This window comes from Pseudarthrobacter ribosi, assembly GCF_055412865.1.
Map to the genome: position 1 here is coordinate 70,010 of NZ_JBVAYZ010000012.1, position 24,730 is coordinate 94,739.

Consider the following 24,730-nt stretch of genomic DNA (forward strand, 5'->3'; position numbering starts at 1 on the left):
GTCCCGGGCCGGTCCCGGCGGCGTGCTCCCATTGCTCAGTGTGGGCGCGCCGCCGAAGTTCGTGATCGACGAGGTCGAGGAGCTCGCCCGCGGCAGCCGGGCCGCCAAGTCTGTGGACCTGCCGCAGCGATTGGCGTAACTTCACGAGGTCATCCGTCGGCACCAGTGGCCACCTTCTGAAGGTGTGGAATATCCGGTCCCCGCGCCCTGGGCTGACGCTCCCGGTCACGCGGCCAGCTTCGCTGCGAGGTCCGGGCGGCGGAATCCGTGACGGGCGTCCAACGGACGTGGGGGAAGGGTCATAGCCCCGGAATCCGTGAGTGCCCGAAGCGCCTCCGGGGAGTCGGTATGCAGGAGGTCCAGGTCCAACTGAACGGCAAATCCGGGCAGGACCCGGCCGGCGCGCCCCACAACTGCGAGAAGGCCGCGGACGTTCTCCGGGGTGAGTCTTCCGGCAGGTCTAAGGGTGACGGTTGTTGCGTCCATATCGACGGCAACGGTGACGGCGAGTTTGGTGGTCATAGGGAAGGGTCCTCTACGAAGCACGGACGGCCGCTTGCTTGACCTCTTCCAGAATACCGAGAGTGCCGGAGGCAACCAGTCTTTGTGAGCCAGATCACACAGAAGGGACTCAGGACGCCCTGGCCCTGCCTACCGCTGTATTACCGGTCTTCGTTCTCTTTCACCCGCTTTGGGTGATGACTGTCGCAACTGGAAGCTCTAACTTAGAGAACGTGTGATCGACCGGCCTGTATCGCTTGTGAGACCTCACTAATGGCTCCCGCCGCATAGCGGATGGCCAGCGGAAGGAGGAGGGATGCTCAGCGGTTACCACGGGCGCACCGAACCCTGTTCCCTCGGTCATCTCGGCGCCTCCTCGAGCTGGGGGCCGTCTTCCCGGCGGGCGATGGCTGAGTCAGCGCCGGATGGGAAGTTATCGGTGACGTGCCGCCGGAGGGCGGCCTGATGTTCATGAGTGACTCGCGGGGCAGCCGGAAATGAGCCAGCCTGCCGCACCGCCGCCCAGTATCGATCCCGTCGCCGTGATGCGTTCCCGGCCGTACATCGCTGGGCTCGTGCTGGCAGCGGTATTGGGCGTTCCCATCTCGATCCTTGCGTACGGTTTCCTCGCCTTGGTCTCGGCCATCCAGCGGTTCGTCTTCATCGGGCTGCCAAATCAAGTCCTCGGAGGTCCTGCTCCTGCGTGGTGGCCGGTGCCGTGGTTGGTGCTGTGCGGGCTGTTGACGGCGCTGACCATCCGGTATCTGCCGGGAACCGGGGGCCATTCACCCGCTTTCGGATTCAAGACAGGTGGCGGTCCGCCCACCGGTCGGGAGCTCGTGGGCATCGTTCTCGCGGCGCTGACCACGCTGAGCCTGGGTGCGGTGCTCGGGCCCGAGGGGCCGCTGATCGCGATCGGTGGTGGCCTCGGGGCGCTGGCGGTGCACCTGGTGAAGAAAGATGCTCCGCCGATGTCCCTGACGATCATGGCGTCGGCCGGCAGCTTCGCCGCGATCAGTACCCTGCTCGGGTCTCCCGTGCTCGGTGCCTTCCTGATCATGGAGGCCGCCGGGATCGGGGGAATGACGCTGAGTCTGATGGCCCTGCCCGGACTGCTCGCTTCTGGCGTCGGGGCGCTGGTGTTCGTCGGCCTGGACGGCTGGACCGGGCTGGGCAGCTTCTCGCTGGCTCTGCCCGTGGTGCCGCCCGCGGTGCCGCCGACGTTGGCGACGATGGGCTGGGCGGTGATCATGGGTGCGGTCGGCGCGCTGTTGGGGTGGCTGATCCGGTGGGTCGCACTGTCGCTTCGTCCGGTCGTGCATCTGAACCGGGTGCTGGTGACGTCTGTGCTCGGCTTGCTGGTCGGTCTGACGGCGATGGCGTATCAGTTGATCTCTGGGAACAGCTTCACGCAGGTGTTGTTCTCGGGGCAGGACGCACTTCCGGAGCTGGTCGAACACGCCGCGGACTACTCGCTTGGGGTGCTGGTCTTGCTGATCGTTTGTAAGACCCTGGCCTACGGGCTCTCGCTGAGCGCATTTCGTGGCGGGCCGGTGTTCCCGTCGATGTTCATCGGCGCGGCGCTCGGTATCGCTGCAAGTGGGTTGCCCGGCATGAATCTCGCGGCAGGACTCGGCATGGGCATGGGAGCCATGTGCGCAGCAATGCTGCGGCTGCCGTTGACGTCGACGCTGCTGGCCACGCTGCTGCTGGGTGTGGACGGTGTGGCCGTAACACCCCAGGTGGTGGTGGCTGTGGCCGTGGCCTTCGTGATCACCAATGTGCTCCCGGTCCCGGGCCCGACGGCGTCCGCGGCGCCTGACGATGTCGTCGGCGTCCACCATCGGGCTCCCCCGGGGGCCGACCAGGCAACCGGGATCCCGGGCGCGGTCCGATCGACCGTTCGGGACCGGTGGATCGCCTGGTTGTTCATCATTGGCTCGAGTCTGTTCGCCTTGGGCGCGGTGCCGTTCTACGCCGAGGCCGTGGGATTGAGCTGGTGTGCAGCCACATTCTTTGTCGGTTCGCTGTTCTTCACCTCTGCGGCGTTCCTGCAGTACCGCGAGGCCGTCGACACGCTACCGGCCGCGGGTGCCACGCGGCGCCATTCGTTCTGGGTGTGGGCGCCCCGGAATCTCGTGTGGCTCGCTGCAGCGATCCAACTTGCCGGAACGCTGTGGTTCAACTGGAGTACGGGAAACGCACTGCGGGACAATCTCAGTGCGGCGCTGACCGATCAGCGGGTGTGGCGGCCCGACGCTCTGGGTTCAATCGCCTTCCTGATTGCGAGCGGTGTGGCGTTGCGGGAAGCCGGTCGCGGCGCCATTGCCGGCCGGCCCAGGCCTCGGACGTGGAAGATCGGGGTGATCAACGTGGCCGGCTCAGTTGCGTTCGGCATCTCGGCTGTCGCGGCATTTGTCATCCCGTCGAGCGGCGATGTCTTGAATGCTGAGCTGTCCAATCTCGGCACCCTCGTGGGAGCCCTGTGCTTCCTCGCCGGCGCGGTTCTGATGCTGGGTCCAATCCGCCGACATCTCGGTTCCCGCGTACCGGGGAACCCATCCGGAACCCCTTTTCACCAGTCTCTGAAGGAGAAGTGATGTCAGTAAATTCCCAGCCTTCGGCTGCCGACGCAGCCCTGTTTGGCAACCGGTTCGTCACCCAGGAGGTTCCGAGCCGGGAGTTCCCGGAGACCGGCATCGCTGCTGAGGACGCCTTGCGGCTGGTGTCGGAGGATCTGGCGCTGGAGGGTGATCCGGCCCGGAACCTGGCGACCTTCGTGACGACATGGATGGAGCCGCAGGCCCAGCAGATCATCGCCGCGAACCTGCACCGCAATTTCATCGACCACGCCGAATATCCCCGCACGGCCGAGATCGAGCAGCGCTGCATTCGGATGCTCGCCGACCTCTTCCACGCGCCCGGCGAGACGACGGGAGCCCGAACCCAGGGATCGTCCGAGGCGATCATGCTCGGCGGGCTGTCCCTGAAGTGGAACTGGCGGAAGCGGCGCGAGGCCGCCGGCACGTCGACGTCGAGCCCTAACCTGGTGTTCGGCGGCGACGTGCATGTCGTGTGGGAGAAGTTCTGCCGCTACTTCGACGTCGAGCCGCGGATTGTGCCGCTGCAGCCGGGGAAGTACACGATCGGCCCGGACGACGTGCGGGACCATATCGATGAGAACACCATCGGTGTCGCAGCCGTGCTGGGTACGACGTTCACCGGGCACAAGGACGACATCGTCGGCATCAACGACCTGCTGCTGCGGATCAAGGGCGAGCGAGGCCTTGATGTGCCGTTGCACGTGGACGGGGCCAGTGGGGGGTTCGTCTGGCCCTTCCTCTACCCGGATTCCAAGTGGGACTTCCGGCTCGAGCAGGTCCGTTCGATCAATGTCTCCGGGCACAAGTTCGGACTGGTCTATCCCGGCATCGGCTGGCTGATCTTCCGGGAGAAGGCCGACCTGGCCAAGGACCTCGTCTTCGAAGAGAACTACCTCGGCAAGACGGACTCGACCTTCACGCTGAACTTCTCCACCGGATCGGCGATGGTGCTCGCCCAGTACTACAACTTTGTGCGCTATGGCCGCGCCGGTTACACCTACATCATGCAGAATATGCAGACCAACGCCCGCGTCCTCGCCGAGAAGTTGGACGCCATGGGCCGGTTCGAGATCATCGGCGCCGGCGAGGAGCAACTTCCCCTGGTCGCGTTCCGGCTCGCCGCCGACACCGGATACGACGAGTTCGACATTGCCTGGCAGCTCTCGGCCGAGCGCGGCTGGATGGTGCCGGCCTACACGCTGCCGCCGAACGCCCAAAACGTGACGATCATGCGGGCCCTTGTCAAGGAAACGATGAGCCGCGAGCACGTCGACACGCTCGCCCGAGACATCGAGGATGCGTGCTCCACGCTGGCGAGGAAGGGCGGCGCGCACGAATCCGAACGAAACAAGATGATAACCGGACCCGGCCATTAACCCACTGCGGGGTGAGGCGCCGGGCCCGACGCGTCCGGCCGGGCTGACGGTTCGCCGCGCTGTCGGATTATGCGTTCGGCGCTGTTTCCGCGGAGGCGCCCGGCGCCGCTGACGATTCAACGGAGACCTGTGCCGTGGCTGTGCAACGGATGGGGTGGTCCAGGACGTGCCTTAGTCTTTTGGTGTTGAATCCAAGCCGGAACGAAAGGCAGCACATGGAGATGGCCAAGCCCGCGGAGTCCGATAAAGAGCAGTTCCGGTCCCTTTTCGCGGAGCTCCCTGAGGCCGAGATCAAGCCGATGTTCGGAAATCTTGGAGCCTTCGTCAACGGGAACATGTTCGCAGGCCTCTACGGCTCAACAGTGGGACTGCGCCTGTCCGAGGCTGACCGGGACGAGCTCACGAAAAGCAGTGAGACGCTGCCGTTCGGCCCGGCTGAACGGCCCATGTCCGGCTATGTGGGACTCCCGGTCCAGGACGCTTCCGAGACGATCCGGCTCTGGGGCGCCCGCGCCCTCGCCTACGTTGCGGCCATGCCGCCGAAGGCCGCCAAAAGTCCCAGGCCTAAGAAGCGCTGAACGAGGTGCGTGCTGGCAGGACCGCTTCATTGTTCAGCCGTCCGGGCTCCGGGCGTAGATGGCTCCTGGATGCCCCCTGCCCGCGTGGATCCGCCGGCCCCGCCTTCACCGCGCGCTCGTCGTATCAGGACGCTGTCGATGTCGACCCTCCGACGGTGTCTGGTCAAGCGAAGGGCCGCACTCAAGGAAGGCGGACGACGGTGAGCGATCCCGCCGGCGTCCGCCTGTCCCTGATATGAGATTCACAGGCTCCTGGCCAGCCCGCTGGACTCACGAACTCACAGGTAGCTCTTTACGCTCGCGCGGAGTGCTTCCGTATGCTCGTAGATCTCCTCAAGCGAGCCAATGGGCACCCGAGTCTCTTCCTTGCTGTCGTCGAAAATTCCGATGTACTTCTGGGTGCGGTTGAAGTGCAGGCGTGCGATCGGTTTGCGGTTGTTATCGTCCAACAGCACCGCGAAATAGGACTTGGCGTCCCTCTGAACCACGCGGGCCGGCTTGACTTCGCTGCAGACAATGGCCCGGACGATCTGGTATCCCTCGATCTCTTCCAACGTTGTTTCCAGGCCGTCGGCCTCGGCCAGGTCCGCTTCGGCCACGGGCGCGCTGGTAACGCTGGCCGCCAATGTCGCATCCTCATTTGGCGGGAAGGCCGGGGCGCCGAGTGCTTTCTTCAGTCGCTCGTTCACTTGGTCGTTTAGGAATTGCCTGGACGCCTTGGTCACCAACGCGGTGAACTGCTCACGCACCTTCTGGGTGTAGGGGCCCGGATACACCCGTCCGGTCAGGAACTTGATCCACTCATCCTCCGGCTCCTTGAATTGTGCCGCGAGACTCCTCTTGAGTTCACCGATGTATTTGAGTTCGCCAGCCGCACTGATGATCGAGTCGAGATCGAAGACGTCCTTGGAAAGTTTCTGCAGCTCCGGAATGAGGGATTCGTCGATGTCGTCTAAATCCAGCACGAGGAACGGCTTTGCGTCCATGCGGTTCGGTGCGTCGAGGTCAGTGAAGAACTGGTAGACCTCACCGTTGGTTAGGATTGCGATCCTGGCGTTGGTAACTGCAAAGTACCGGAAAAGCTGAGACGCGTGCTCGATCTTCACGGGTTCCGTGGATTTCTTGCATTCGATCAGGATCTGGACCTCGCCGTCTTTGACGATTGCATAATCGATCTTCTCGCCCTTCTTGAGACCCACATCCGCGATGAACTCCGGAACGACTTCCATGGGATTGAAAACGTCATAGCCAAGAATGGTGGAAATGAAGGGCATGACAAAGGCATTCTTTGTTGCCTCTTCCGTTTGGATCACACCTCGCTGTTGGCGCACCTTTGCTGCCAACGCCGAAAGTTTTTCTGCAAACTCCATTTGTCCCCCTGATAATTGATGGTGCTGCCAAATGTAGCGCAGCGCCGTGACAATTTGATGAAAATAGTCGTACAGCGCGAAAACGAGGCTGCAGACGAATCTCACGGTCTCCACTTCCTGCTCGGAGACGACGTCGCGGACGTCAACCGCGCCTTACGGCGGCAGTCGGCGCCTTTATGGGAGCGACGCGGACCAGACTGCAGTTCAAGTGGCGGCTCGGCTTGGAATCAAATGTACGCGGGCTTCAAGCTCTTGCTCTGTGGGGCCCAAAGACGAAGCACTTAGTCGAACAAACTCAGCACGGCTTGTGCGAACGCGTCCGGATCCTCCTGCGGAACGTTGTGTCCAATCCCCGGAAGGAAGGTCTGGTTGTAGGGGCCGGTGAAGTAGTCTCTGCCGGCCATCGCTGCGGGGCCGCCGACGCCGTCGTCCCCGCTTTCGAGCACCACCGTCGGAACCGTGATGCGCGGCTCCTGGGCAATCAGGTCCTCGAACCGCTGGTACCGGGGGTCGCCGTCGGCCAGTCCGTACCGGTGGCGGTAGGAGTGGATGACGACGTCGACGAAATCGGGGTTGTGCAGGCTGCCGGCGCTGGCGGGAAACGCCTCGCGTGCGCCAGCCCAGGCGGGGGACCAGGTGCGCCAGAGCAGCTCGCACAGTTCGTTCCGGTTTCGCTCCAGCCCGCGGCGGCCCCGCTCCGAGTGGAAGTAGTACTGATACCAGTAGCTTCGCTCCCATTCCGGGGCGGCTGGCTCGCCGGAACGCGCGAGGTTGTGCATGTTGTAGCCGCCGGCGGAGACGAGGCCGGCGACGCGTCCGGGCTCCAGTGCCGCCACGATGCACGCCGCCCGGCCGCCCCAGTCGTAGCCCGCCAGGACTGCCCGCTCAATGCTGAGGGCATCCATGAAGTCGAGGAGATCCTGCCCGAGCGCGGCCTGCTGTCCCGAGCGGATTGTCGTCTGATCGAGGAAACGGGTCGGACCGAAGCCGCGAAGGTACGGCGCGAGCACGAAGGCGCCCTGGCCGGCGAGGATCGGCGCGACGTCGTCGAAGGCCCGGACGTCGTACGGGAACCCGTGCAGAAGGATGACCGGGATCCCGCCCGGATCACCCGTGGACTCGTATCCGATGTCCAGAACGGGGGTCTCGATGCGGCCGATGGATGAAAAGCTCATGCTGCCATTCTGGCCCAACGCGCAGCCATTGCCCTTGGCGTCTGTGTTGCATAGCCTAACCGTGCCAACCAGGGAGAAGACCATGAAGCTGACAGTGACCGAATTCGTGAGCCTCGACGGCGTATCGCAGGGACCGGGATCGCCTGAGGAAGACACCAGCGACGGGTTTACCCGGGGCGGATGGCTGGTCCCCTACATGGACCAGGCACTCATCCGCCAGGCCGCGGATTGGCTCGGCCAGGCCGACGCGCTCCTGCTCGGCAGGCGCACCTACGACGCCTTCGCGAGGGACTGGCCGCAGATCACAGATCCGAATGATCCCTTCACCGTGCTCATGAACTGCCTGCCGAAATACGTCGCCTCGCACACCTTGACCACAGGCTCCTGGAATCCGACCACGATCCTCGCCGCCGACGTCGAAGCGCAGGTCGCGGAACTCAAACAGCAACCCGGACGGGAACTCCAGATCCACGGAAGCACCCGGCTCGTCCAGTCCTTGCTGGCCGCAGAGCTGATCGATGAGATCCGGCTGGTCGTCGCTCCCGTCATCGTCGGTCTCGGGCGTCGCCTCTTCCCGGACCGCGGTCCGTCCGCGGGGCTGCGCCTCGTCAGCAGCCAGAGCACTCCTGGCGGGCTCGCCCTCCAGGTCTATGAACGAGCTGGACTCGCCACCTACGCGACCTACACGGGTGTCTCGGATGTGCCCTAAAGTGCAGCACGCGCCAACCGGGGAAGGGCCAGCGCAACTTAGGATTCGACGTCGGCCGCGGTAATTGCCTTGTCCGTGAGGATGGGCATCATCCCGAGCAGCGCGAGGGTCAGCACTCCCATGATGCCGAACATGGCCTGCAGCCCCAGCCATTGGGCCAGCAGCCCTCCCGCTGCTGCACCGAGCGGCATGGTGCCCCATGCGAGCAGCCGATAGGCGCTGTTGACCCGGCCCAGCAAGCGGGCAGGAGCAATGCGCTGGCGCAGGGATACGGTGATGATGTTCCACAGCATGATCAGCATGCCGCCCACAAAGAGGAAGACGCCAAGAATATACGGGCTGTCGGTCATGGCGGGCGCACCTACCAGCAGCGCGCTCCCGAGGATCGTGAGCGCCAGGGACTTGGACCGGCCCAGCTTCGCCTCCGCCCATTCAGAGATGAATGAGCCGACGAAGGCGCCCAGAGCGGAGGTCGTCAACAGGAGGCCGAACCCCACTTCGGACAGTTTCATTTCTGAAGCCGGGCCCACGGCAAACAGCACTAAGACCGCAAAGGCTGCGCTGGATGCGAAGTTGAACACCCCGGTCATCACCGCGAGCGTGCGAAGGATCTTCTGGTTCCAGAGGAACCGCAAACCCTCGCCAATGTCGAACCGCAGGGTCGTCTTCTGCTCCCGCTCGATGCGGAAAGCCCCCGGGACCAGGAGCAGACCGCCGACGGCCGCGAGCCACAGCGCCGCCGGCACTGCAAAGCCCGCCACGACGCCGACGGCGACCAGCAGCCCGCCCAGCGGCGGACCAACGAACTGGTTGGCGGTGAGCTCGACGGCGTAGAGCCGGCCGTTGGCGCGGGAAAGCTGATCCCTGTGCACCAGCTGGGGCAGGATCGACTGCGCGGAGGTGTCGTAGAGCGTCTCAGCCACACCCACCATCAATGCGACCACATACAGGGCCCAAATGGTGCCCAGGTCCAGCAGCACGACGGCGACCAGCACGGCGGGCAGCATCGCGCGGCTGAGGTTGGCCCACAGCATGAGCTTGCGCCGGTCCTGCCGGTCGGCCAGCGCTCCGGCGGTCAGGGCGAAGAGAAGCCAGGGAAGCGTCGCTGCGACGGTCAGCCCGGCAATCAGTGTGGGTGACTGAGTGAGCTGAACGGCCAGCAGTGGCAGCGCGATTTTGAAGACGCCGTCCGCGAGGTTGGACAGCCCGGATGAGGTCCACAGCTTCCAGTACGACGCACCCAACGGCGCACGATTCCGTTCTGTCACCTGCGGGGCGTAATTGGTCATGTGTGTACCATTCCCCATTGATTGAGAAAGTTCAAGGGGATTGAATTTAGTACATCAGTTCGTAGGATGGATACATGACGGACGCAGAACAGACGGGTGCGGAAAAGAAACCCGCCGCAAGCGCCCGCGAAATCAAGGCACTGGCCCATCCGCTGCGCCTGCGGATCCTGCGCCTGTGCGGGCTCCACGAACTGACCAACAAGCAACTCGCCGACCGGCTGGGCCAGGACCCGGGGACGATGCTCTATCACGTGCGGCAACTGCTCTCCACCGGGTTCCTGGAGCCCGCCGCGGTCCGCACGGGAGAGAGCGGTGCGCTGGAGAAGCCGTATCGTTCCACGGGGCGGTCCTGGCATCTGGACACCGCACTGGGTGAAGCCGGTCCGGGCGGTCCGCTGGCGCCGATCGAGGCGTTTCGGGAAGAGCTGACGGAGGCGGGGCCGGATGCGCTCGCTAGCCTCTCCCGCTTCGTGCTGCACCTCTCCGAGGCAGACGCTGAGGACCTCATCACGCGCATCTACGCTGTGCTGAGCGAATACACCGACAGCGACCGGCAGCGGTCGGAACAGCCGGCGTACGGCGGCCTCTTTGTCCTGCACCGGTCGTCGGACTAGTCACCCAATATCGTTCCACAGAGAGGAGTGCCCCCCGCCATCGCGGGGGACACTCCTCGTGGGTGGCGCTTCGGTGCCGGGGCCGTTTAGCCGATCAGTGTGGTGATGAGCCGCAGGGAAGAGGCGACGATGGCGATGAGGCCGATGGCGCCGAACAGGTTTTGCCACCACTTGTTGCGCAGGTCTCCGAGGACGGATTTCTTGTTGGCCATGATGACGATGAGGACGCCGAGCATGGGTGCGATGAGAACGGTGAGTGACTGGGCGATGACGATCAGTCCGACGGGGGAGGACTGGAAGGACAATGTGATGACCAGTCCGAAGGCCAAAATGACACCGGTGAAAATGCGGGCCGTGGGGGATCCGGCTTTCGCGCCGCGGCCAAGGGCGTCGGAGAACATGGTGCCGCCGGCGGTGGCATTGGCGATCATGGATGAAAAGGCGGCCCCGGAGAGTCCGAGGGCGAAGACCGTGGCTCCCACAGGCCCGGCCAGCGGCGTGAAGATGGAGGCCAGGGCGTTGATAGTTCCCGCTTCGGCTCCGGTCTTGCCCAGCACGGCAGCGGAGACCATGATGACGAGGGCGGTCATGATGCCGGGGGCGACGATTCCGGGAATGGTGTCGACGAGGGTGATGTCTCGGTAGTCGGCGCGGGTACGGCCGTTTTCCTTGATGCCGTAGGAGGTGTAGAAAGCGGCATTGATGGAGAAGTTGGTGCCGACCAGGGCCACGATGAGGATCTCGCTTCCTGCCGGAAGGCTCGGCACCATGCCTTCCATGGCCCGGTACCAGTCCGGCTGCGCGACGATGGTGCTGGCGATGAACGCGATTCCCATCAGCAGGACAATGACCAGAAGCGCCTTTTCCACGATTCCGTAGACGTTGCGGAAGGCCAGGACGAAGCCGACGGCTGCTGTGCAGACAACGGTCCAGAGGACTGGGGAACCGCCGAACACCAGCGAGAGCCCCAGCCCGGATCCGACGGCGTTGCCGACGGAGAACATAAGGGTGATGCCGAAGACGCCGAAGCCGGCCAGCACGCCGACCCATTTGCCCAGGTGCTGTTTGATGGCGGTGATCAGGGAACCGGGTGCGGCGATGCCGAGCCGGACGCTCATGTCGGTGAAAAAGATCATGAGGACGGTGGAGACGGCGATGACCCAGATCAGGGTGTAGTCGTACAGGCTGCCGGCTTGCACGGCCGTGGTGAGGTTTCCGGGCCCGAATTGCCAGGCGCCGACAACGAAGGCGGGGCCCATGAGGGCGAGGTAGCCCAGGAATGTCCGTCGTTTGGGCCGTGCTTCCGGGGCCGGGTGGTGGTCGGGTGTGGTGGCCATGTGTCCTCGGTGAGCGTGCGGGGAGGCAATGGTGTTCTTTGGCTCGCTCATTGCGAGTCCTCCTTCTACAGCGACACTGCTGCTGTGGTCGTCGGTGACCCAATTGGAGAATAAGGCATGGGATGCAGGTGGCGGGCCGGGCCCGCCACCTGCGGGGATCCGGAGATCAGACGGGAACGGTGACGCTGCCCAGGTTGGCGGACTTCAGAGCCTGTGCGATTTCCTCGCTGGCGCCTTCGGCCAGGGGGAGCAGCGGCGGGCGGACCGTGGCGTGCTCGAGGATGCCGCGGGCGACGAGGCCTTCCTTGAGGGCGACGGTGCCTTCCATGTGCGATCCGCGGTGGTAGACGTTTTTCGTTACCGGCAGGAGGCGGTCGTGGATGGCGCGCGCCGCGGCGTAGTCCTGGGCCTTGCCGGCGGCGATGAGCTCCACCAGCGGCTCGGGGGCGAGTCCGCCGTAGCCGACGAGGGCGCCGTCGACGTCGAACATGGTGTGCAGCAGGTACTCGTCGTGGCAGGTCAGGATCTGCAGGTCCGGGTAGGTGGCCCGCAGGACCGGGATCTCAGTGTCCCAGCGCTTCATGTTCCGTACCCCGTTCTTGGTCGCGAACACGCCTTCCTGGCCGGCGATCTCGAGCTGGGTTTCCAGGTCGTACGTGGCCTTGGTGGCGTCCGGGTACTGGAAGAGGATGAGGGGCAGGCCGGAGGTTTCGTAGATTTCCTTGTAGCGGGTCTGCGGTGCACCCTTCTGGTAGCCAAAGCGAAGCCAGCCGTGGGACGGGTAGACCAGGCCGGCCGCGGCGCCGGCCTCGACGGCGCGCTTGGCCTCCTGGGCAGCGACCATATTGCCCTCTCCCGTGATGCCGGCGATGATCGGGATCTGGCCCTTGACGGCGTTCTTGAATTCGCGGATGACCAGGGACTGCTCTTCCTGGGTCAGGAACGTGCCTTCGCCGGCGTGGCCGAGAACAACGAGGCCTTTGACGCCTTCGACGCTGGCCAGCCAGCCGCCCAGACGGTGGATCGCGTCAACGTCGACGCTGCCGTCGCGGTTGAACGGGGTTACAGGTGCGGGAACAAGTCCGCGGAGATCGATGGTCATGAGAGCTTCCTCTGTCTTGTTGATCGAAGTCCCGATAATCTATGAGAACGTTTGCGGGAACGTTTTCATCTTGACGTGTGTTGCACCTCACTGTCAATGGCTGGATCCCAATAGGGGGAAAATAGAGTGTCTACCAAGACCACAGTGAACAGGAGAACGCACATGGAACCGGCCAGCCCAGGGACGACCGTTACGCTCAGGGACGTTGCCGCGGCCAGCGGTGTCAGTCTCTCCACGGCCAGCCGCGCCCTGGATGAGCGGGGAACTGCGTCGAAGTCGGCTGCGGCAGCGCACGTCCGGAAAGTGGCCGAGGAGCTGGGCTACCGCCGGAACTCCTTCGCCTCCAACCTGCGCAGGGGCGAGACCCGGACCCTTGGGGTGCTCGTGCCGCGGCTCAGTGACACCGTGATGGCCCTCATGTTCGAAGAACTCGAGCGGGCGGCGTCGGACCGCGGCTACTTCGCGATGGTGGCCACCAGCGGCGATGATCCCGACGATGAACGCCGCGCCGCGGAAACCCTGCTCGACCGCAACGTCGACGGGCTGATCCTCGCCACTGCACGGCTCGACGACGAACTGCCCCGGCATCTGCGCGAACGCGGAGTGGCGCACGCGCTGGTCCTGCGTACCGACGGGGTCAGTCCCTCAGCACTCGGCGACGACGAGGTGGGCGGATACCTGGCGGTCCGGCACCTCATCGATCTCGGGCACCGCGACATCGCCGTTGTGACCGGACCGTCATTCACCTCCACCGGGGTGGCCCGCCTTGCCGGCGCCCGCAGAGCCCTGGACGAAGCCGGCATTGAGACACCGGAAGAATGGCTAATGGCCGCCGGCTACGGCATTGAAAACGGGTTCTCCGCCGGGGAATCCCTGCTGGTCGGCAATACCGGAAAACGCCCCAGCGCAGTGTTCGCCGCCAACGACAACCTGGCCATGGGGATCATCGCGGCAGCCCACCGCTTCCATGTCACCGTCGGACAAGACCTGGCCCTGGTTGGCTACAACGACATACCCCTCTCATCCCGCCTGTCCACCCCGCTCTCGTCCGTGCGGGTGCCTCTGGACCAGATCGCCGGCAACGCCATCGACCTCATTGTGAACCCCGACAAGGAACCCAAAATCCGGAAATCCATGCCCACGCTCATACCCCGCGAATCGAGCGGTTCACCCAGATACTCCACACCGCACGTCTCCTAGAAGACAGGCAGGCAAGAACCGAACCGCTTGGAGTCCAATAACAATGCCCAGTAACACCAAAATCTCCCGCATGCTCGCCGACGGAGCGACCCTGACGGTTGACGGCGCACTTGCCACCGAGCTCGAAGCGCACGGCTGCGATCTGGAAGATCCGCTGTGGTCGGCCAAAGTCCTTCTGGAACAGCCGCACCTCGTCAAGCGCGTGCACCGCGACTACTTCCGTGCAGGAGCCGCGGTCGCCATCACGGCGAGCTATCAGGCCACGCCCCTGGGATTTGCCCGGCGCGGCCTCGGCAAGGAAGAGGCCCTGGACCGGGTGGCATTGAGTGTGCGCCTGGCCGACCAGGCGCGCCGCGAGCACCTGGTCGAAAACCCGGATGCGGGCCCCCTGCTCGTTGCAGGATCCGTCGGACCTTACGGCGCCTACCTCGCGGACGGATCGGAATACCGGGGCGACTACCGCTTCAGCCCAAACGAGTTCCTGGAGTTCCACCGGCCTCGAATCTCAGCGCTGGTGGACGCCGGAGCGGACTTTCTGGCCTGCGAGACGCTGCCTTCATTGCCAGAGGCCCAGGCCCTGCTGGCGCTCATGAAGGAGTTCGACGTAGAAGCCTGGCTCTCCTTCACGCTGAGGGACGGCGGCCACATCAGCGACGGCACGCCGCTGGCTCAGGTGGCAAAGCTCTGCAGGGAGCAGCCGCTCGCGGTGGCGATCGGCGTGAACTGTGTGCCGCTGGAGCTGGTCTCCCCGGCCTTGGAGGCCTTGGGCAACGCCACCGAAACGCCCCTGATCGCCTACCCGAATTCCGGAGAAACATATGACGCAGTCACCAAAACGTGGGGACAGGCGGCCGCCGGGGACAGCCCTACGGGCCCAAACAGCAAGACGCCCCTAAGCCTTGCGGAGGGAACCCCCATCTGGCGTGAACTCGGTGCCCGGCTCGTAGGCGGGTGCTGTCGAACGACCCCGCACGATATTGCCGCCGTGGCCAGGCTCTCCGAGAATCCCTGACCAGCATCTTCCCGGCGGGTGTTGGGCTTCACGAACCCGCGTAGTGGGCGACGGACCGGGCGCCGAGGGCCGCGTCGAGTTCCTCCAGGTTCGGAGGGTTCGCTCCCGGGCGCTGTACGGTAATGGCCGCAGCTGCCGCTGCGGTGTGTCCGAGCTGATCCAAGACGGCTGGGGCGAAGCCTTCGGTTCCCCGCGTGAGGAAGCCCAAGATGAGGGCGGACATGAAGGAGTCCCCGGCGCCGATGGTGTCGGAAACTTTGGACTTCACGGCGGGAATGCTGACGTTAGCGGCGGCGGTCGTGAATTGTGAGCCTTGCGCGCCCCTGGTGACGACGGTAAGTTCCGCGCCCAGACCGAGAATGTGGGCCGCGGCTTCGTCCAGGCTTTTTTGGGGGTACAGCCACCGGGCGTCGTCATCGCTGAGTTTGACGACGTCGGTTAAGGGCACGAGTTCTTCGAAGGTGGCTTTCGCCTCCCAGTGGCTGCCGAGCAGGGCTGGCCTGATATTCGGGTCGTAGGTGATCATGCAGTGTCTGTGGGCCTGTTCGAGCAGCGATTTCACAGCGCCGGCACCGGGACTAAGGAACGTGGCGATTGATCCGGTGTGCAGGATTTTTGGAAAGTAGGCAGGGGCTGTCGGGGCAAGGTCCCAGGAGATGTCGAACTCGTACGCGGCGGAGCCGTCCGGTTCAAGGGTTGCCGTTGCCGATGCGGTCCGGGTCAGGGACCGTGATCCGGGCAGAAGTATGACTCCTGCGCTGCGGAGATGGTCTTCGATGGCGATTCCCCGCGGGTCCGGGCCGATGGCCGTGAGCAGACCCGTGGTTACGCCGAGGCGGCCAAGTCCGTACGCGACATTGGCCGGCGAGCCGCCCGGGTGTTCCACCCGGGTCTGTGACGTTGTGACGACGTCGATCAGCGCTTCGCCTACGACCATGACGTCGAGCGTCTGGTGAGGGTCGGGCAGGGCTGTTTTGAAGTAATCCATAGTGAGTCTCCCGTGGGATGCTGATGGCGGGGTGCGTCCGGGCCACCTCAGTCCGCGGACTGAAGTGGCCCGGTCCGCGGAACTGAAATGGCGGCAGCCGCTGTTCAGGCGGTGGCAGCACCCGTCATGATCGCCACCGCATCGGTCATGGTGTGGGATTTCGGGGTGATGGTGGCAGCGCATTTGCCGAGGCGCTGGATGTGGATCCTGTCCGCCACATCGAACACGTGGGGCATGTTGTGGCTGATCAGGATGACTGGCAGCCCGCGGTCCCGGAGGTCCCGGACCAGTTGGAGGACCTGGTTCGATTCCCGGACGCCGAGTGCCGCCGTCGGCTCGTCCAGCACGACGACTTTGGAACCGAACGCCGCGGCGCGGGCCACGGCGACAGCCTGGCGCTGGCCGCCGGAGAGGTTCTCCACCGGCACTGTGACGTCCTGGAGGGTGGAGATTCCCAGCCGGGCCAATTCCTGCTTGGCCTTCGTGCGCATGCCTTTGGTGTCAAGCATCCGGAACACGCTGCCGAGGAGTCCCGCACGCCGTTCCTCCCGGCCCAGGAACAGGTTGGAGGCGACGTCCAGGGCTGGCGAGACGGCGAGGTTCTGGTACACCGTTTCGATTCCGTGGGCACGGGCGTCCTGGGGGCGTTTGAAGTGGACCGGCTGCCCGGACACCATCAGCTCGCCCGTATCCGGAATCTCGGCACCGGTGAGGCACTTGATCAGCGTGGACTTGCCTGCACCGTTGTCGCCGATGATCGCCAGGACTTCGCCCGGGTACAGGTCCAGGCTGACGCCGTCCAGGCCTACGACGCGGCCGAAGGTCTTGACGAGGTTCCGGGCCTGCAGGATGGGCTGGCGCATTTGGGTTCCGGCCGGTTCCAGGTGGGTGGCGGTCATGATTTCACCTTTCGGATCCACTGGTCTATGGACACAGCGAGGATGATGAGGACGCCCACGGCGAGGGTCTGGTAGAGCACATCCAGGCCTGCGAGGGAGAGTCCGTTGCGGAAGACGCCGACGATCAGGGCGCCCAGGAGGGTTCCCCAGACCGACCCGCGTCCGCCAAAGAGGCTGGTTCCGCCGATGACCACTGCGGTGATGGAGTCCAGGTTCAGATCGACGCCGGCGTTGGGGCTGGCTGCGTTGGTGCGGCCGATCTGGATCCAGGCGCCGACGGCCAGGACGGCGCCGGCGGCGAGGTAGACGCTCATGAGGACCTTGTTCACGGCGATGCCGGCCAGGCGGGCAGCTTCCTTGTCATCGCCCACGGCGTAGACGTGCCGGCCCCAGGCGGTTTTGCCGAGGATGAACGCGATCGCGATGTAGAGCAGGAGCATCACGACGACGCCGGTGGAGATCCTGACCGGGCCCACCGGGAAGGTGGTTCCGGTCCACGTCAGAAGGGGCGGCATGGCCGAGCCGCGCACTGTCGCTCCGTTGGAGTAGAGCAGGGTCAGGGCGATGAAGATGTTCAGTGTGCCCAGGGTGACGATGAACGGCGGGAGTCGGAACCGGGTGACCAGGAACCCGTTGAGGGCTCCGGCTGCGAGGCCGACGATCAGGCCCGCGAGCAGCGCGAGGGGCGCAGGCACTCCGTTATTGACAGCGAGTTGGGCCATGACCATGGACGAAAGGATCATGACGGCCCCGACGGAAAGGTCGATGCCTGCGGTGAGAATGATGAGGGTCTGGGCGATGGCCAGGGTGCCGACGACGGAGACCTGCTGGGTAATCAGGGAGAGGTTTTCAACCCGCAGGAACCTGTCATTGAGGAGGCCGAAAACCACCACCGAGATGAGAAGTACGAGGGCGGGGCTGACCGCGGGGTAGCGGTGGAGGATATTGCGGATCCGGCTGAGCGGTGTCTGGCGGTCGAGGAATTCCTCCGCCAGGTCGGCAGGCCCGGTGCTGGGCGGGCCGGCGGTCTGTTGCTGGGTCACGATTGGTCCTGATCTTCCGTGATGGTTGCTAGAGCGGAGCTAGCTCGGTAGATGCAGTGCGGGGAGGCCGATAGCGGGCTCCGGCGTCCCCGCCCCGCAGTGAAGCTGGGTGCGTTACTTTCCCCAGCAGATGTCGGAGGCCTCGGTGGTGGTGATGCTCTTGACGCCGTCGGCCGGCTTGTCCGTGACGAGCTCGACGCCGGTGTTGTAGAAGTCCAGCCCCGGGGAGTTGGCCGGCTTCTGGCCGGTCTTGGCGAGGTCAACGATAGCCTTCACTCCCAGTTCGGCCATCTTGACCGGGTACTGCTGGGCCGTGGCACCGATGACGCCGGCCTTGACGTTGTTCACGCCCGTGCAGCCGCCGTCCACCGAAACCACCAGCACGTCCTTTTCCTTGCCGGCGGCCTTCAGTGCCTCGAAAGCACCGGCTGCTGCAGGTTCGTTGATGGTGTAGACGACGTTGATGTTCGGGTTCTTGGCGAGGAGGGTTTCCATGGCGGTGCGTCCGCCGTCCTCGGCACCCTGGGAGGCCTGGCTGCCGACGATCTCGTAGTCGCCGCCCTTGCCGCCGGTGTACTTGCCGGTCTTGGCTTCGTCGCCGTTCTTCTTCTTGTCCGCCGTGTCGATACCCAGGCCGGTCAGGAAGCCCTGGTCCCGGTTGTAGTCAACCGAGACCACCTTGTCGTCAAAGAGATCGACGAGGGCAATGGTCGCTTTTTTCCCATCCAGCTGGGCTGCGGTCCATTTGCCGATCAGCTCGCCGGCGGCAAAGTTGTCGGTGGCGAACGTGATGTCGGCGGCGTCGGCCGGGTCCGGCGGGGTGTCCAGGGCGATGACGAAGAGCCCGGCGTCCTTGGCCTTCTTCAGGGCGTCCACTACGGACGGACCGTTGGGGGTGATCAGGATGCCCTTGTCGCCCTTGGAGATGGCGTTCTCGATGGCCTGGATCTGGGTGTCCTCGTCGCCGTCAGCCTTGCCGGCTGCGAGCTTAAGGTCCACGCCGCCGGCCTCGGCCGCCTTCTTCGCCCCGTCCTGCATGGAGACGAAGAACGGGTTGGTCGTGGTCTTAACGATCAGCGAGACGCCCACCTTTTCCCCGGACGCGCTTCCCGTTGATGTGGTGGACGGGGAACTTCCGCCGCAGGCTGAAAGACTGAGCGCTCCCAGGGTCAGCACTGCTCCTGCAGCGAACAGGCGGGTGGCCGTTGAACGGGGTGCTTTGGAACTCAACATTGAATCTCCTGGTGTTTGAGGCCTCACTGGCCTCGACAACGATGTCATGTACGATGTAAGCAGCATCACACCGGAGAGTCAATAGATGCAACTTAGAAGGAGCGATTTATTTGACAACGATGTCCGATCGTAGCCAGCCGGCCCTTTCCGCCAGTCGTCCGACAATGCGCCACGTGGCTGCCCTTGCCGGCGTCGGAATTAAGACCGTGTCTCGGGTGATCAACGACGAACCTGGCGTGTCGGATGCCACCCGGGAAAAGGTGCTCAGCGCTTCACGACAACTCAACTACCAGCTGGACATGGCCGCCGGCAGCCTGCGCCGCGCGGGCAGGCGAACGCTCTCCGTCGGGCTCCTGCTGCCGAGTGTCTCCAACCCATTCAGCGGCGAGATCAACCGGGCAATAGAAGATGCGCTGGGGGCCCGGGGGATAGCGGTTTTTGCCGCGAGCCTCGATGATGACCCCCAGCGGGAGCAGGCCATCGTTACGGCATTTCTTGGCCGGCGCGTGGACGGGCTCATCCTCACGCCGATCGCCCGAAGCCAAGCGTATGTAATCCCGGAGCATTCCCGTGACCTGCCCTTGGTCTTCATTGACCGTGAGCCGGTAGGGATGGAAGCAGACGCTGTGGTGACCGACAACGCCGTAGGTGCCGCGAGTGCGGCCGCTCACCTGATGAGCCGGGGCCACACCAGGCTCGCCTACTTGGGGGACCGCACCGACATCCAGACCGCGCGGGAACGCCGTCGGGGGTTCATGGAAGAGATCGGCCGGCAGGGCATGCCCACCTCAACGGTTCCTGTCCGTGAAAACCTTCACGACGAGGAATCGGCGAGGTTGGCCGCGTTGGAGCTTCTCACTTCCGGCGAACCGCCGACTGCGATCTTCTCCAGTCAGAACCTCATCACTTTCGGCGCCATGCGTGCTCTGAGAGAGCTCGGGCTAAACAAACGCGTGGCGTTGATAGGGTTCGATGACTTCACGCTTGCCGACATGATGGATCCCGGCGTGACAGTCATCGCCCAGCACCCCGAGCGGATTGGGAAGCTGGCAGCGGAGCGGCTGCTGGCCAGGATTGACGGCGACCAGCAGCCTCCGCATACCTATGTTGTCCCGTCGGAGCTGGTGCAAAGGGGCTCCGGGGAACTGCGCCCTCCGGCCTGACGCCGGGGAACTTCCTGAACAGTCCGCCGAACATATTGACCTGAAAGGGATCATGATGACCAAAACCCTGTACGCCGAGTTCACCGTCAAGCCCGGCAGCGAAGCCCGCGTCGCGGAGATGATGCTCGAACTGACCCGGCACGTCCGCCGGGAACAGGGCAACGAACTGTTCCTTCCCTATACACGGGAAGAGAATCCCCGGGAGTACTTTGTCTTCGAGGTCTACAGCGACGAAGCGGCATTCCAGAAACACATCGACGCCGACTACGGCGCCAAATTCAATGAGGAACTGGCCCGCCACATCGAGGGCGACGGGTCGGCGCTGACCTGGCTCCTGCCCGTGGAATAGCCTTCAGCCAAGGCGCGCCAAGGCGCGCCAAGGCCCCGTTGACGGGACCCGCCTGGGCTCCCTTAAAGGGGGTGAACGGAACCCCGTACCGGAAGAGACCCTTCCAGACAGTCCCGTTGGCGGGGAACTTTGTGCTGCCCGTCCATGTCGCTTCGCTGCGTCGACAGAGAGCCGGCTCTCACATGCTTGAGCCGATAGAACCGTTGACTTGTCTGATGGACATAACTTAGTGTCCTTCGCACTGACAACGTTGTCTATCGGAGACACGCGCGATGAAGGGCGAAAAAAGCAGATGAAGAGAACGACCACCCGCAGGACGCATGCCGTTTCTGCACTGACCCTAGCGGGACTGACTCTGGCCGCGGCACTGGCAAGTTCCCTGCCGGCGTCGGCTGCCACAACCCTCGGGGACGAACCCTACCGGCCGGCCTTCCACTTCACGCCCGAAAAAAATTGGATGAACGATCCGAACGGGATGGTCTTCCACAAGGGCGTCTACCACCTGTACTACCAGCACAACCCCTCCGGCAACACCTGGGGGAACATGTCCTGGGGTCATGCCACGTCCAAGGACCTTGTCCACTGGGAGGAGCAGCCCCTGGCGATCTCCACCGATGCCCAGCAGGACATATTCTCCGGAAGCGTCGTGGTGGACAAAGACAACAGCTCCGGTTTCGGAACAAAGAAGAACCCGCCGCTGATCGCTATCTTTACCAGCGCGTACAAGGACGCTTCTCCGCATCGGGGCCTGCAGGCGCAGTCGCTAGCCTACAGCCTGGACGACGGGCAGACGTGGACCCAGTACGATCAGAACCCGGTCCTGGACCGTAACTCGGCTAACTTCCGCGACCCCAAGGTCTTCTGGTACAGCCAACCCGGCGGCGGTGGCGACTGGGTGATGACGGCGGTGGAGGCACAGGAGCACAAGGTGGTCCTCTACAAGTCCGCCAACCTCAAGGACTGGACGGCGCTGAGCGAATTCGGGCCCGCCAATGCCACCGGGGGACAGTGGGAATGCCCGGACCTGTTCCCGCTCGCCGTGGACGGCGATATGAACAACATCAAATGGGTCATGGTCGTCAATATCAATCCCGGCGGCGTCGCCGGCGGGTCCGCGGGACAGTACTTTGTCGGAAACTTCGATGGCACCACCTTTACCTCCGAGACCACCAAGCCAGCCGCAGCGGTTCCTCCGGGCACGGTCCTGGCCGGGTTCAACGACGGAACCTACAACGGCTGGACTGTGAACAACGAGCCGGGCAACTGGAGGAACGGCCCTTTCGGTGACGCCCCCGCCGCTGGCGCTCTTCCCGGCCAGAGCCCGGTGACCGGATTCGGTGCCACCGGCCTGGTCAATTCGTTCAACGACGGCGACTGGCCGCTAGGGTCCATGCAGTCACCGACCTTTACGGTGTCCGATGACTATTTGAACTTCCTCGTGGGCGGCGGCAAGCACCCGCGGGTCTCGGACAAGCTGGACAACACCCCACCCGAGGGCGAGCTCAAGTTCAACGGCTTCGAGGTTCCCGCAGGGACCACACTGGCCGACGCCGACTGGACCGGAACCGGCGACCTCACCCCCAATTTCCAGCCCTCCGCCAGCGGCGGGGACTTCTACATCGGGGCCAAGCGGATCAACACCTTCGACACCGGCACCGCACCGGGCGATGACCGGCAGGGAACCCTGACCTCACCGGCATTCCCCATCACCAAGAATTTCATGAGCATGCTGGTCGGCGGCGGCAACCGCTCCGCGGGCTCCGGTCAGCTCCTTGCCGTCCAGTTGCTCATCAACGGCAGCGTGGTCCGCTCCCTGGCGGGAGACAATGCCGGAATCCTGAACTGGAAGGGCTGGGACGTCTCCGAATTCGCGGGACAGAATGCACAGCTGCGGGTCGTAGACCAAGCCACCGGCGGGTGGGGACACCTGACCCTTGACCATGTCATGCTCACCGACACCGCCGCTGTTCCCAGGTCCGATGAAGAATCCGTGAACCTGGTAGTCAATGGACAGGTGGTGCGCACGGCCACGGGAAACGACAGTGAAACGCTCGACTGGGCATCATGGAATGTCAAGGAATTTGCTGGCCAGGAGGCGCACATCAAAGTGGTCGACAACAACCGGTTCGGCTGGGGGCACATCCTCGCTGACGAATTCATGGCGAGCTCCGCGCCAGCGAAAACCCGACTGCAGTCCTATGACTGGCTGGACTACGGCCGGGACTACTACGCCGCCGTGTCCTTCGCCAACATGCCAGCAGACAAGAGGGTCATGCTGGGCTGGATGAACAACTGGGACTACGCCAACGACATCCCCACGAACCCGTGGCGCAGCGCCATGTCCCTGCCGCGTGAAGTGAAACTGACGCAGACCCCGGAAGGTCCCCGACTCGCCCAAAGCGCCGTAAAGCAGGTCGACAAGCTGGCCATAAAGCCAAGCTACTCAACCAAAAAAGGCATTCCGATCGCGACCGGAACAACTCCGCTGCCGGCGGCCGCCTCCGGCCAGGTCCAACGCGTCGACATCACCTTCACTCCGGGCACGGCCCAGAAATCCGGCATCACCGTGCTGGGCGATGGAACATCATCCACCGTCGTCGGCTACGACGCCACCGCGGGGACGATGTTCGTTGACCGCACCAACTCCGGCAACACCGCGTTCCACCCGGCCTTCGCTTCGATCGAGGACGCCCCCGTCACCCTGGACGCGGAGGGGAACATCACGATGCGGATCTACCTCGACCGCTCATCGGTAGAGGTGTTCGCCCAGAACGGTCTGCGGACCATCACGGACCAGGTATTCCCCAATGCCGGAGCCGACAAGATGGCCCTCTTCGCGGAAGGCGGGACCGCCCAGCTCAAATCACTCACCGTGACCCCGCTGGAGAAGGCAATGTTCCTCCCCGAAAAAAAGAAGCAGCCCTAGCCCCATGTCGGACCTGCTCCTAGGAGTTGGAGTTGAAGGGGCTGCGTACGGTATCGCGCCGTGCTCAGTCCCTTCAATTTTTCCATACCGACGATGCTCCGCTCGGCGTCAAATAGCGCGTTTGCGTGAGTAGGCTCTTGCTGCGCGGACTCGGTCGCCGCACCGGGTTGAGCACCACTGCCGTCGTGCGTGGGTGCGGAGGAAGAATCGCTCGCACGAGTCCGCTTCACAGGAGGCGAGCAGCGATGCTTGGTCGCCGCTTAGCAGCGAGGCAGCGTCATCGGCGTTACGGAATATAGCCCCGGGAGCGGCTGTTCAGCCTTGCATGAAAGCAATTACCTACAGCGAATACGGAAACCCTGACGTCCTCGAACTGACCGAGGAACCGATGCCGAAGGTCGGGCCCGGGATGGTCCTGGTCAAAGTCAAAGCGGCAGCGGTGAACCCGGTCGACTGGAAGATCATGGCCGGCTACCTGGACGCAGCCATGGACCTGCAGTTCCCGGCGATTCCCGGGTGGGATGTGGCCGGCGTCGTCGAGTCAGTGGGCATCGACGCGCCGCATTTCCGGCCCGGCGATGAAGTCATTTCCTACGGCCGCAAGGACTACGTCCACGGCGGCAGCTTCGCTGAATATATTGCCCTGCCGGAGCGGCTCCTCGCCCGCAAGCCCGCGTCCCTGGGCTGGAATGAGTCCGCCGGTCTTCCCTTGGCGGGCTTGACGGCTTATCAAGTCCTTACCCGTCTGGGCCTCAAAGCGGGCGAGACGGTGCTGATCCATGGCGGCGCCGGCGGTGTTGGGTCCCTGGGCATCCAGATCGCCGCGGCGCTGGGCGCCAGCATCATCGCGACCGCCTCAGAAAGGAACCACGACTTCCTGCGGTCACTCGGGGCAGAGCCCGTCAGCTACAGCGAAGGACTCGCTGCCCGGGTGCGGGCCCTGCGGCCCGAAGGCGTTGACGTCGTCGCGGACTTCGTGGGCGGGAACCTTGAATCCACTCTGGCTGTCCTGGCCGACGGCGGCCGCCACGCCTCCATTGCGGACAGCGGCGTCGAGCAGCACGGCGGCACCTGGATGTGGGTCAATCCCGTCGGCGCCCAGCTGCAGGCGCTCGCCGACCTGGTGGACCAGCGAAACATCCGCGTTGAGGTTGCCCGGACGTTCCCGTTGCCGGAGGCGGCCGACGCCTTCCGGCTCAACATGGATGGGCATACGCGCGGCAAGATTGTCGTCACGGTCGACGACGTCGCGTGATGCGAAGC

22 protein-coding genes are annotated in these 24,730 nt (G+C 64.4%); 11 read left to right on the plus strand and 11 right to left on the minus strand.

Annotated features, from left to right (window positions below; translation table 11 throughout):
- Positions 1–225: 225 nt before the first annotated feature.
- Entirely contained in the window at positions 226–522 is a 297-nt protein-coding gene (locus ACZYZ5_RS13245) for a hypothetical protein (protein WP_463902210.1), read from the minus strand.
- Positions 523–998: 476 nt separating this feature from the next.
- Between ACZYZ5_RS13245 and ACZYZ5_RS13250 the strand changes: the two genes are divergently transcribed.
- The 3 genes from ACZYZ5_RS13250 to ACZYZ5_RS13260 all read left to right on the plus strand — a co-directional run bounded on the left by ACZYZ5_RS13250 (position 999) and on the right by ACZYZ5_RS13260 (position 5,058).
- Positions 999–3,101 carry a chloride channel protein gene (locus ACZYZ5_RS13250; protein ID WP_463902211.1) on the plus strand — a complete coding sequence of 701 codons (2,103 nt, stop codon included), beginning with the start codon at positions 999–1,001 and terminating at the stop codon, positions 3,099–3,101.
- Positions 3,101–4,480: a glutamate decarboxylase gene (gene gad / locus ACZYZ5_RS13255; RefSeq protein WP_463902212.1), complete on the plus strand. Its 1,380-nt coding sequence runs from the start codon at positions 3,101–3,103 to the stop codon at positions 4,478–4,480. Before ACZYZ5_RS13250 ends, gad begins: the two co-directional genes overlap by 1 nt.
- Positions 4,481–4,695: 215 nt before the next feature.
- On the plus strand, positions 4,696–5,058 hold the full coding sequence (locus tag ACZYZ5_RS13260) for a TfoX/Sxy family protein (RefSeq protein WP_463902213.1): 363 nt from the start codon (positions 4,696–4,698) through the stop codon (positions 5,056–5,058).
- A 278-nt stretch (positions 5,059–5,336) separates the two neighbouring features.
- Here ACZYZ5_RS13260 and ACZYZ5_RS13265 read toward each other — a convergent pair whose 3' ends face one another.
- Positions 5,337–6,428 carry a type I restriction endonuclease gene (locus tag ACZYZ5_RS13265; protein WP_463902249.1) on the minus strand — a complete coding sequence of 364 codons (1,092 nt, stop codon included), beginning with the start codon at positions 6,426–6,428 and terminating at the stop codon, positions 5,337–5,339.
- A 281-nt stretch (positions 6,429–6,709) separates the two neighbouring features.
- Positions 6,710–7,603, minus strand: a complete 894-nt coding sequence (locus ACZYZ5_RS13270; protein ID WP_463902215.1) for an alpha/beta fold hydrolase — start codon at positions 7,601–7,603, stop codon at positions 6,710–6,712.
- Positions 7,604–7,685: 82 nt separating this feature from the next.
- Here ACZYZ5_RS13270 and ACZYZ5_RS13275 point away from each other — a divergent pair, with 82 nt between their 5' ends.
- Entirely contained in the window at positions 7,686–8,312 is a 627-nt protein-coding gene (locus ACZYZ5_RS13275) for a dihydrofolate reductase family protein (protein ID WP_463902216.1), read from the plus strand.
- 38 nt (positions 8,313–8,350) lie between these two features.
- Here the strand turns inward: ACZYZ5_RS13275 and ACZYZ5_RS13280 are convergent, their stop codons facing one another.
- Positions 8,351–9,601 (minus strand): MFS transporter, encoded by a 1,251-nt coding sequence (locus tag ACZYZ5_RS13280; RefSeq protein WP_463902218.1) that lies wholly within the window; start codon positions 9,599–9,601, stop codon positions 8,351–8,353.
- A gap of 74 nt (positions 9,602–9,675) precedes the next feature.
- On the opposite strand from ACZYZ5_RS13280, the gene ACZYZ5_RS13285 reads away from it, so the two are divergent.
- Positions 9,676–10,215 carry an ArsR/SmtB family transcription factor gene (locus tag ACZYZ5_RS13285; protein ID WP_463902219.1) on the plus strand — a complete coding sequence of 180 codons (540 nt, stop codon included), beginning with the start codon at positions 9,676–9,678 and terminating at the stop codon, positions 10,213–10,215.
- 86 nt (positions 10,216–10,301) lie between these two features.
- Here the strand turns inward: ACZYZ5_RS13285 and ACZYZ5_RS13290 are convergent, their stop codons facing one another.
- Together ACZYZ5_RS13290 and ACZYZ5_RS13295 are read right to left on the minus strand one after the other, a co-directional pair.
- A complete protein-coding gene (locus ACZYZ5_RS13290) occupies positions 10,302–11,603 on the minus strand; it encodes an Nramp family divalent metal transporter (protein WP_463902220.1) in 1,302 nt (433 codons plus the stop codon).
- Between the two features lie 115 nt (positions 11,604–11,718).
- Positions 11,719–12,654, minus strand: a complete 936-nt coding sequence (locus ACZYZ5_RS13295; protein ID WP_463902221.1) for a dihydrodipicolinate synthase family protein — start codon at positions 12,652–12,654, stop codon at positions 11,719–11,721.
- 162 nt (positions 12,655–12,816) lie between these two features.
- On the opposite strand from ACZYZ5_RS13295, the gene ACZYZ5_RS13300 reads away from it, so the two are divergent.
- A complete protein-coding gene (locus tag ACZYZ5_RS13300; RefSeq protein ID WP_463902223.1) occupies positions 12,817–13,854 on the plus strand; it encodes a LacI family DNA-binding transcriptional regulator in 1,038 nt (345 codons plus the stop codon).
- 43 nt (positions 13,855–13,897) lie between these two features.
- Positions 13,898–14,866: a homocysteine S-methyltransferase gene (gene mmuM, locus ACZYZ5_RS13305; RefSeq protein WP_463902224.1), complete on the plus strand. Its 969-nt coding sequence runs from the start codon at positions 13,898–13,900 to the stop codon at positions 14,864–14,866.
- 28 nt (positions 14,867–14,894) lie between these two features.
- Here mmuM and ACZYZ5_RS13310 read toward each other — a convergent pair whose 3' ends face one another.
- From ACZYZ5_RS13310 to ACZYZ5_RS13325, 4 genes are all read right to left on the minus strand, one after another.
- Entirely contained in the window at positions 14,895–15,854 is a 960-nt protein-coding gene (locus tag ACZYZ5_RS13310) for a carbohydrate kinase family protein (protein ID WP_463902225.1), read from the minus strand.
- Positions 15,855–15,958: 104 nt separating this feature from the next.
- Positions 15,959–16,753: an ATP-binding cassette domain-containing protein gene (locus ACZYZ5_RS13315; RefSeq protein WP_463902226.1), complete on the minus strand. Its 795-nt coding sequence runs from the start codon at positions 16,751–16,753 to the stop codon at positions 15,959–15,961.
- Positions 16,750–17,796: an ABC transporter permease gene (locus tag ACZYZ5_RS13320; protein WP_463902227.1), complete on the minus strand. Its 1,047-nt coding sequence runs from the start codon at positions 17,794–17,796 to the stop codon at positions 16,750–16,752. The genes ACZYZ5_RS13315 and ACZYZ5_RS13320 overlap by 4 nt, the downstream gene beginning before the upstream one ends.
- 114 nt (positions 17,797–17,910) lie before the next feature.
- Positions 17,911–19,029 carry a substrate-binding domain-containing protein gene (locus ACZYZ5_RS13325; protein WP_160667943.1) on the minus strand — a complete coding sequence of 373 codons (1,119 nt, stop codon included), beginning with the start codon at positions 19,027–19,029 and terminating at the stop codon, positions 17,911–17,913.
- 164 nt (positions 19,030–19,193) lie between these two features.
- On the opposite strand from ACZYZ5_RS13325, the gene ACZYZ5_RS13330 reads away from it, so the two are divergent.
- The 3 genes from ACZYZ5_RS13330 to ACZYZ5_RS13340 all read left to right on the plus strand — a co-directional run bounded on the left by ACZYZ5_RS13330 (position 19,194) and on the right by ACZYZ5_RS13340 (position 23,467).
- The gene (locus ACZYZ5_RS13330) at positions 19,194–20,192 is read left to right on the plus strand and encodes a LacI family DNA-binding transcriptional regulator (RefSeq protein ID WP_463902250.1); all 999 of its coding nucleotides are present in this window, start codon (positions 19,194–19,196) and stop codon (positions 20,190–20,192) included.
- A 52-nt stretch (positions 20,193–20,244) separates the two neighbouring features.
- Positions 20,245–20,541 (plus strand): putative quinol monooxygenase, encoded by a 297-nt coding sequence (locus tag ACZYZ5_RS13335; protein ID WP_463902228.1) that lies wholly within the window; start codon positions 20,245–20,247, stop codon positions 20,539–20,541.
- A gap of 457 nt (positions 20,542–20,998) precedes the next feature.
- The gene (locus tag ACZYZ5_RS13340; RefSeq protein WP_463902229.1) at positions 20,999–23,467 is read left to right on the plus strand and encodes a GH32 C-terminal domain-containing protein; all 2,469 of its coding nucleotides are present in this window, start codon (positions 20,999–21,001) and stop codon (positions 23,465–23,467) included.
- Positions 23,468–23,575: 108 nt separating this feature from the next.
- On the opposite strand, the gene ACZYZ5_RS13345 is transcribed toward ACZYZ5_RS13340, so the two are convergent.
- Positions 23,576–23,764 carry a CGNR zinc finger domain-containing protein gene (locus ACZYZ5_RS13345; RefSeq protein WP_463902251.1) on the minus strand — a complete coding sequence of 63 codons (189 nt, stop codon included), beginning with the start codon at positions 23,762–23,764 and terminating at the stop codon, positions 23,576–23,578.
- A 28-nt stretch (positions 23,765–23,792) separates the two neighbouring features.
- Between ACZYZ5_RS13345 and ACZYZ5_RS13350 the strand changes: the two genes are divergently transcribed.
- Positions 23,793–24,722 carry an NADP-dependent oxidoreductase gene (locus ACZYZ5_RS13350; protein ID WP_463902230.1) on the plus strand — a complete coding sequence of 310 codons (930 nt, stop codon included), beginning with the start codon at positions 23,793–23,795 and terminating at the stop codon, positions 24,720–24,722.
- Positions 24,723–24,730: the final 8 nt, after the last annotated feature.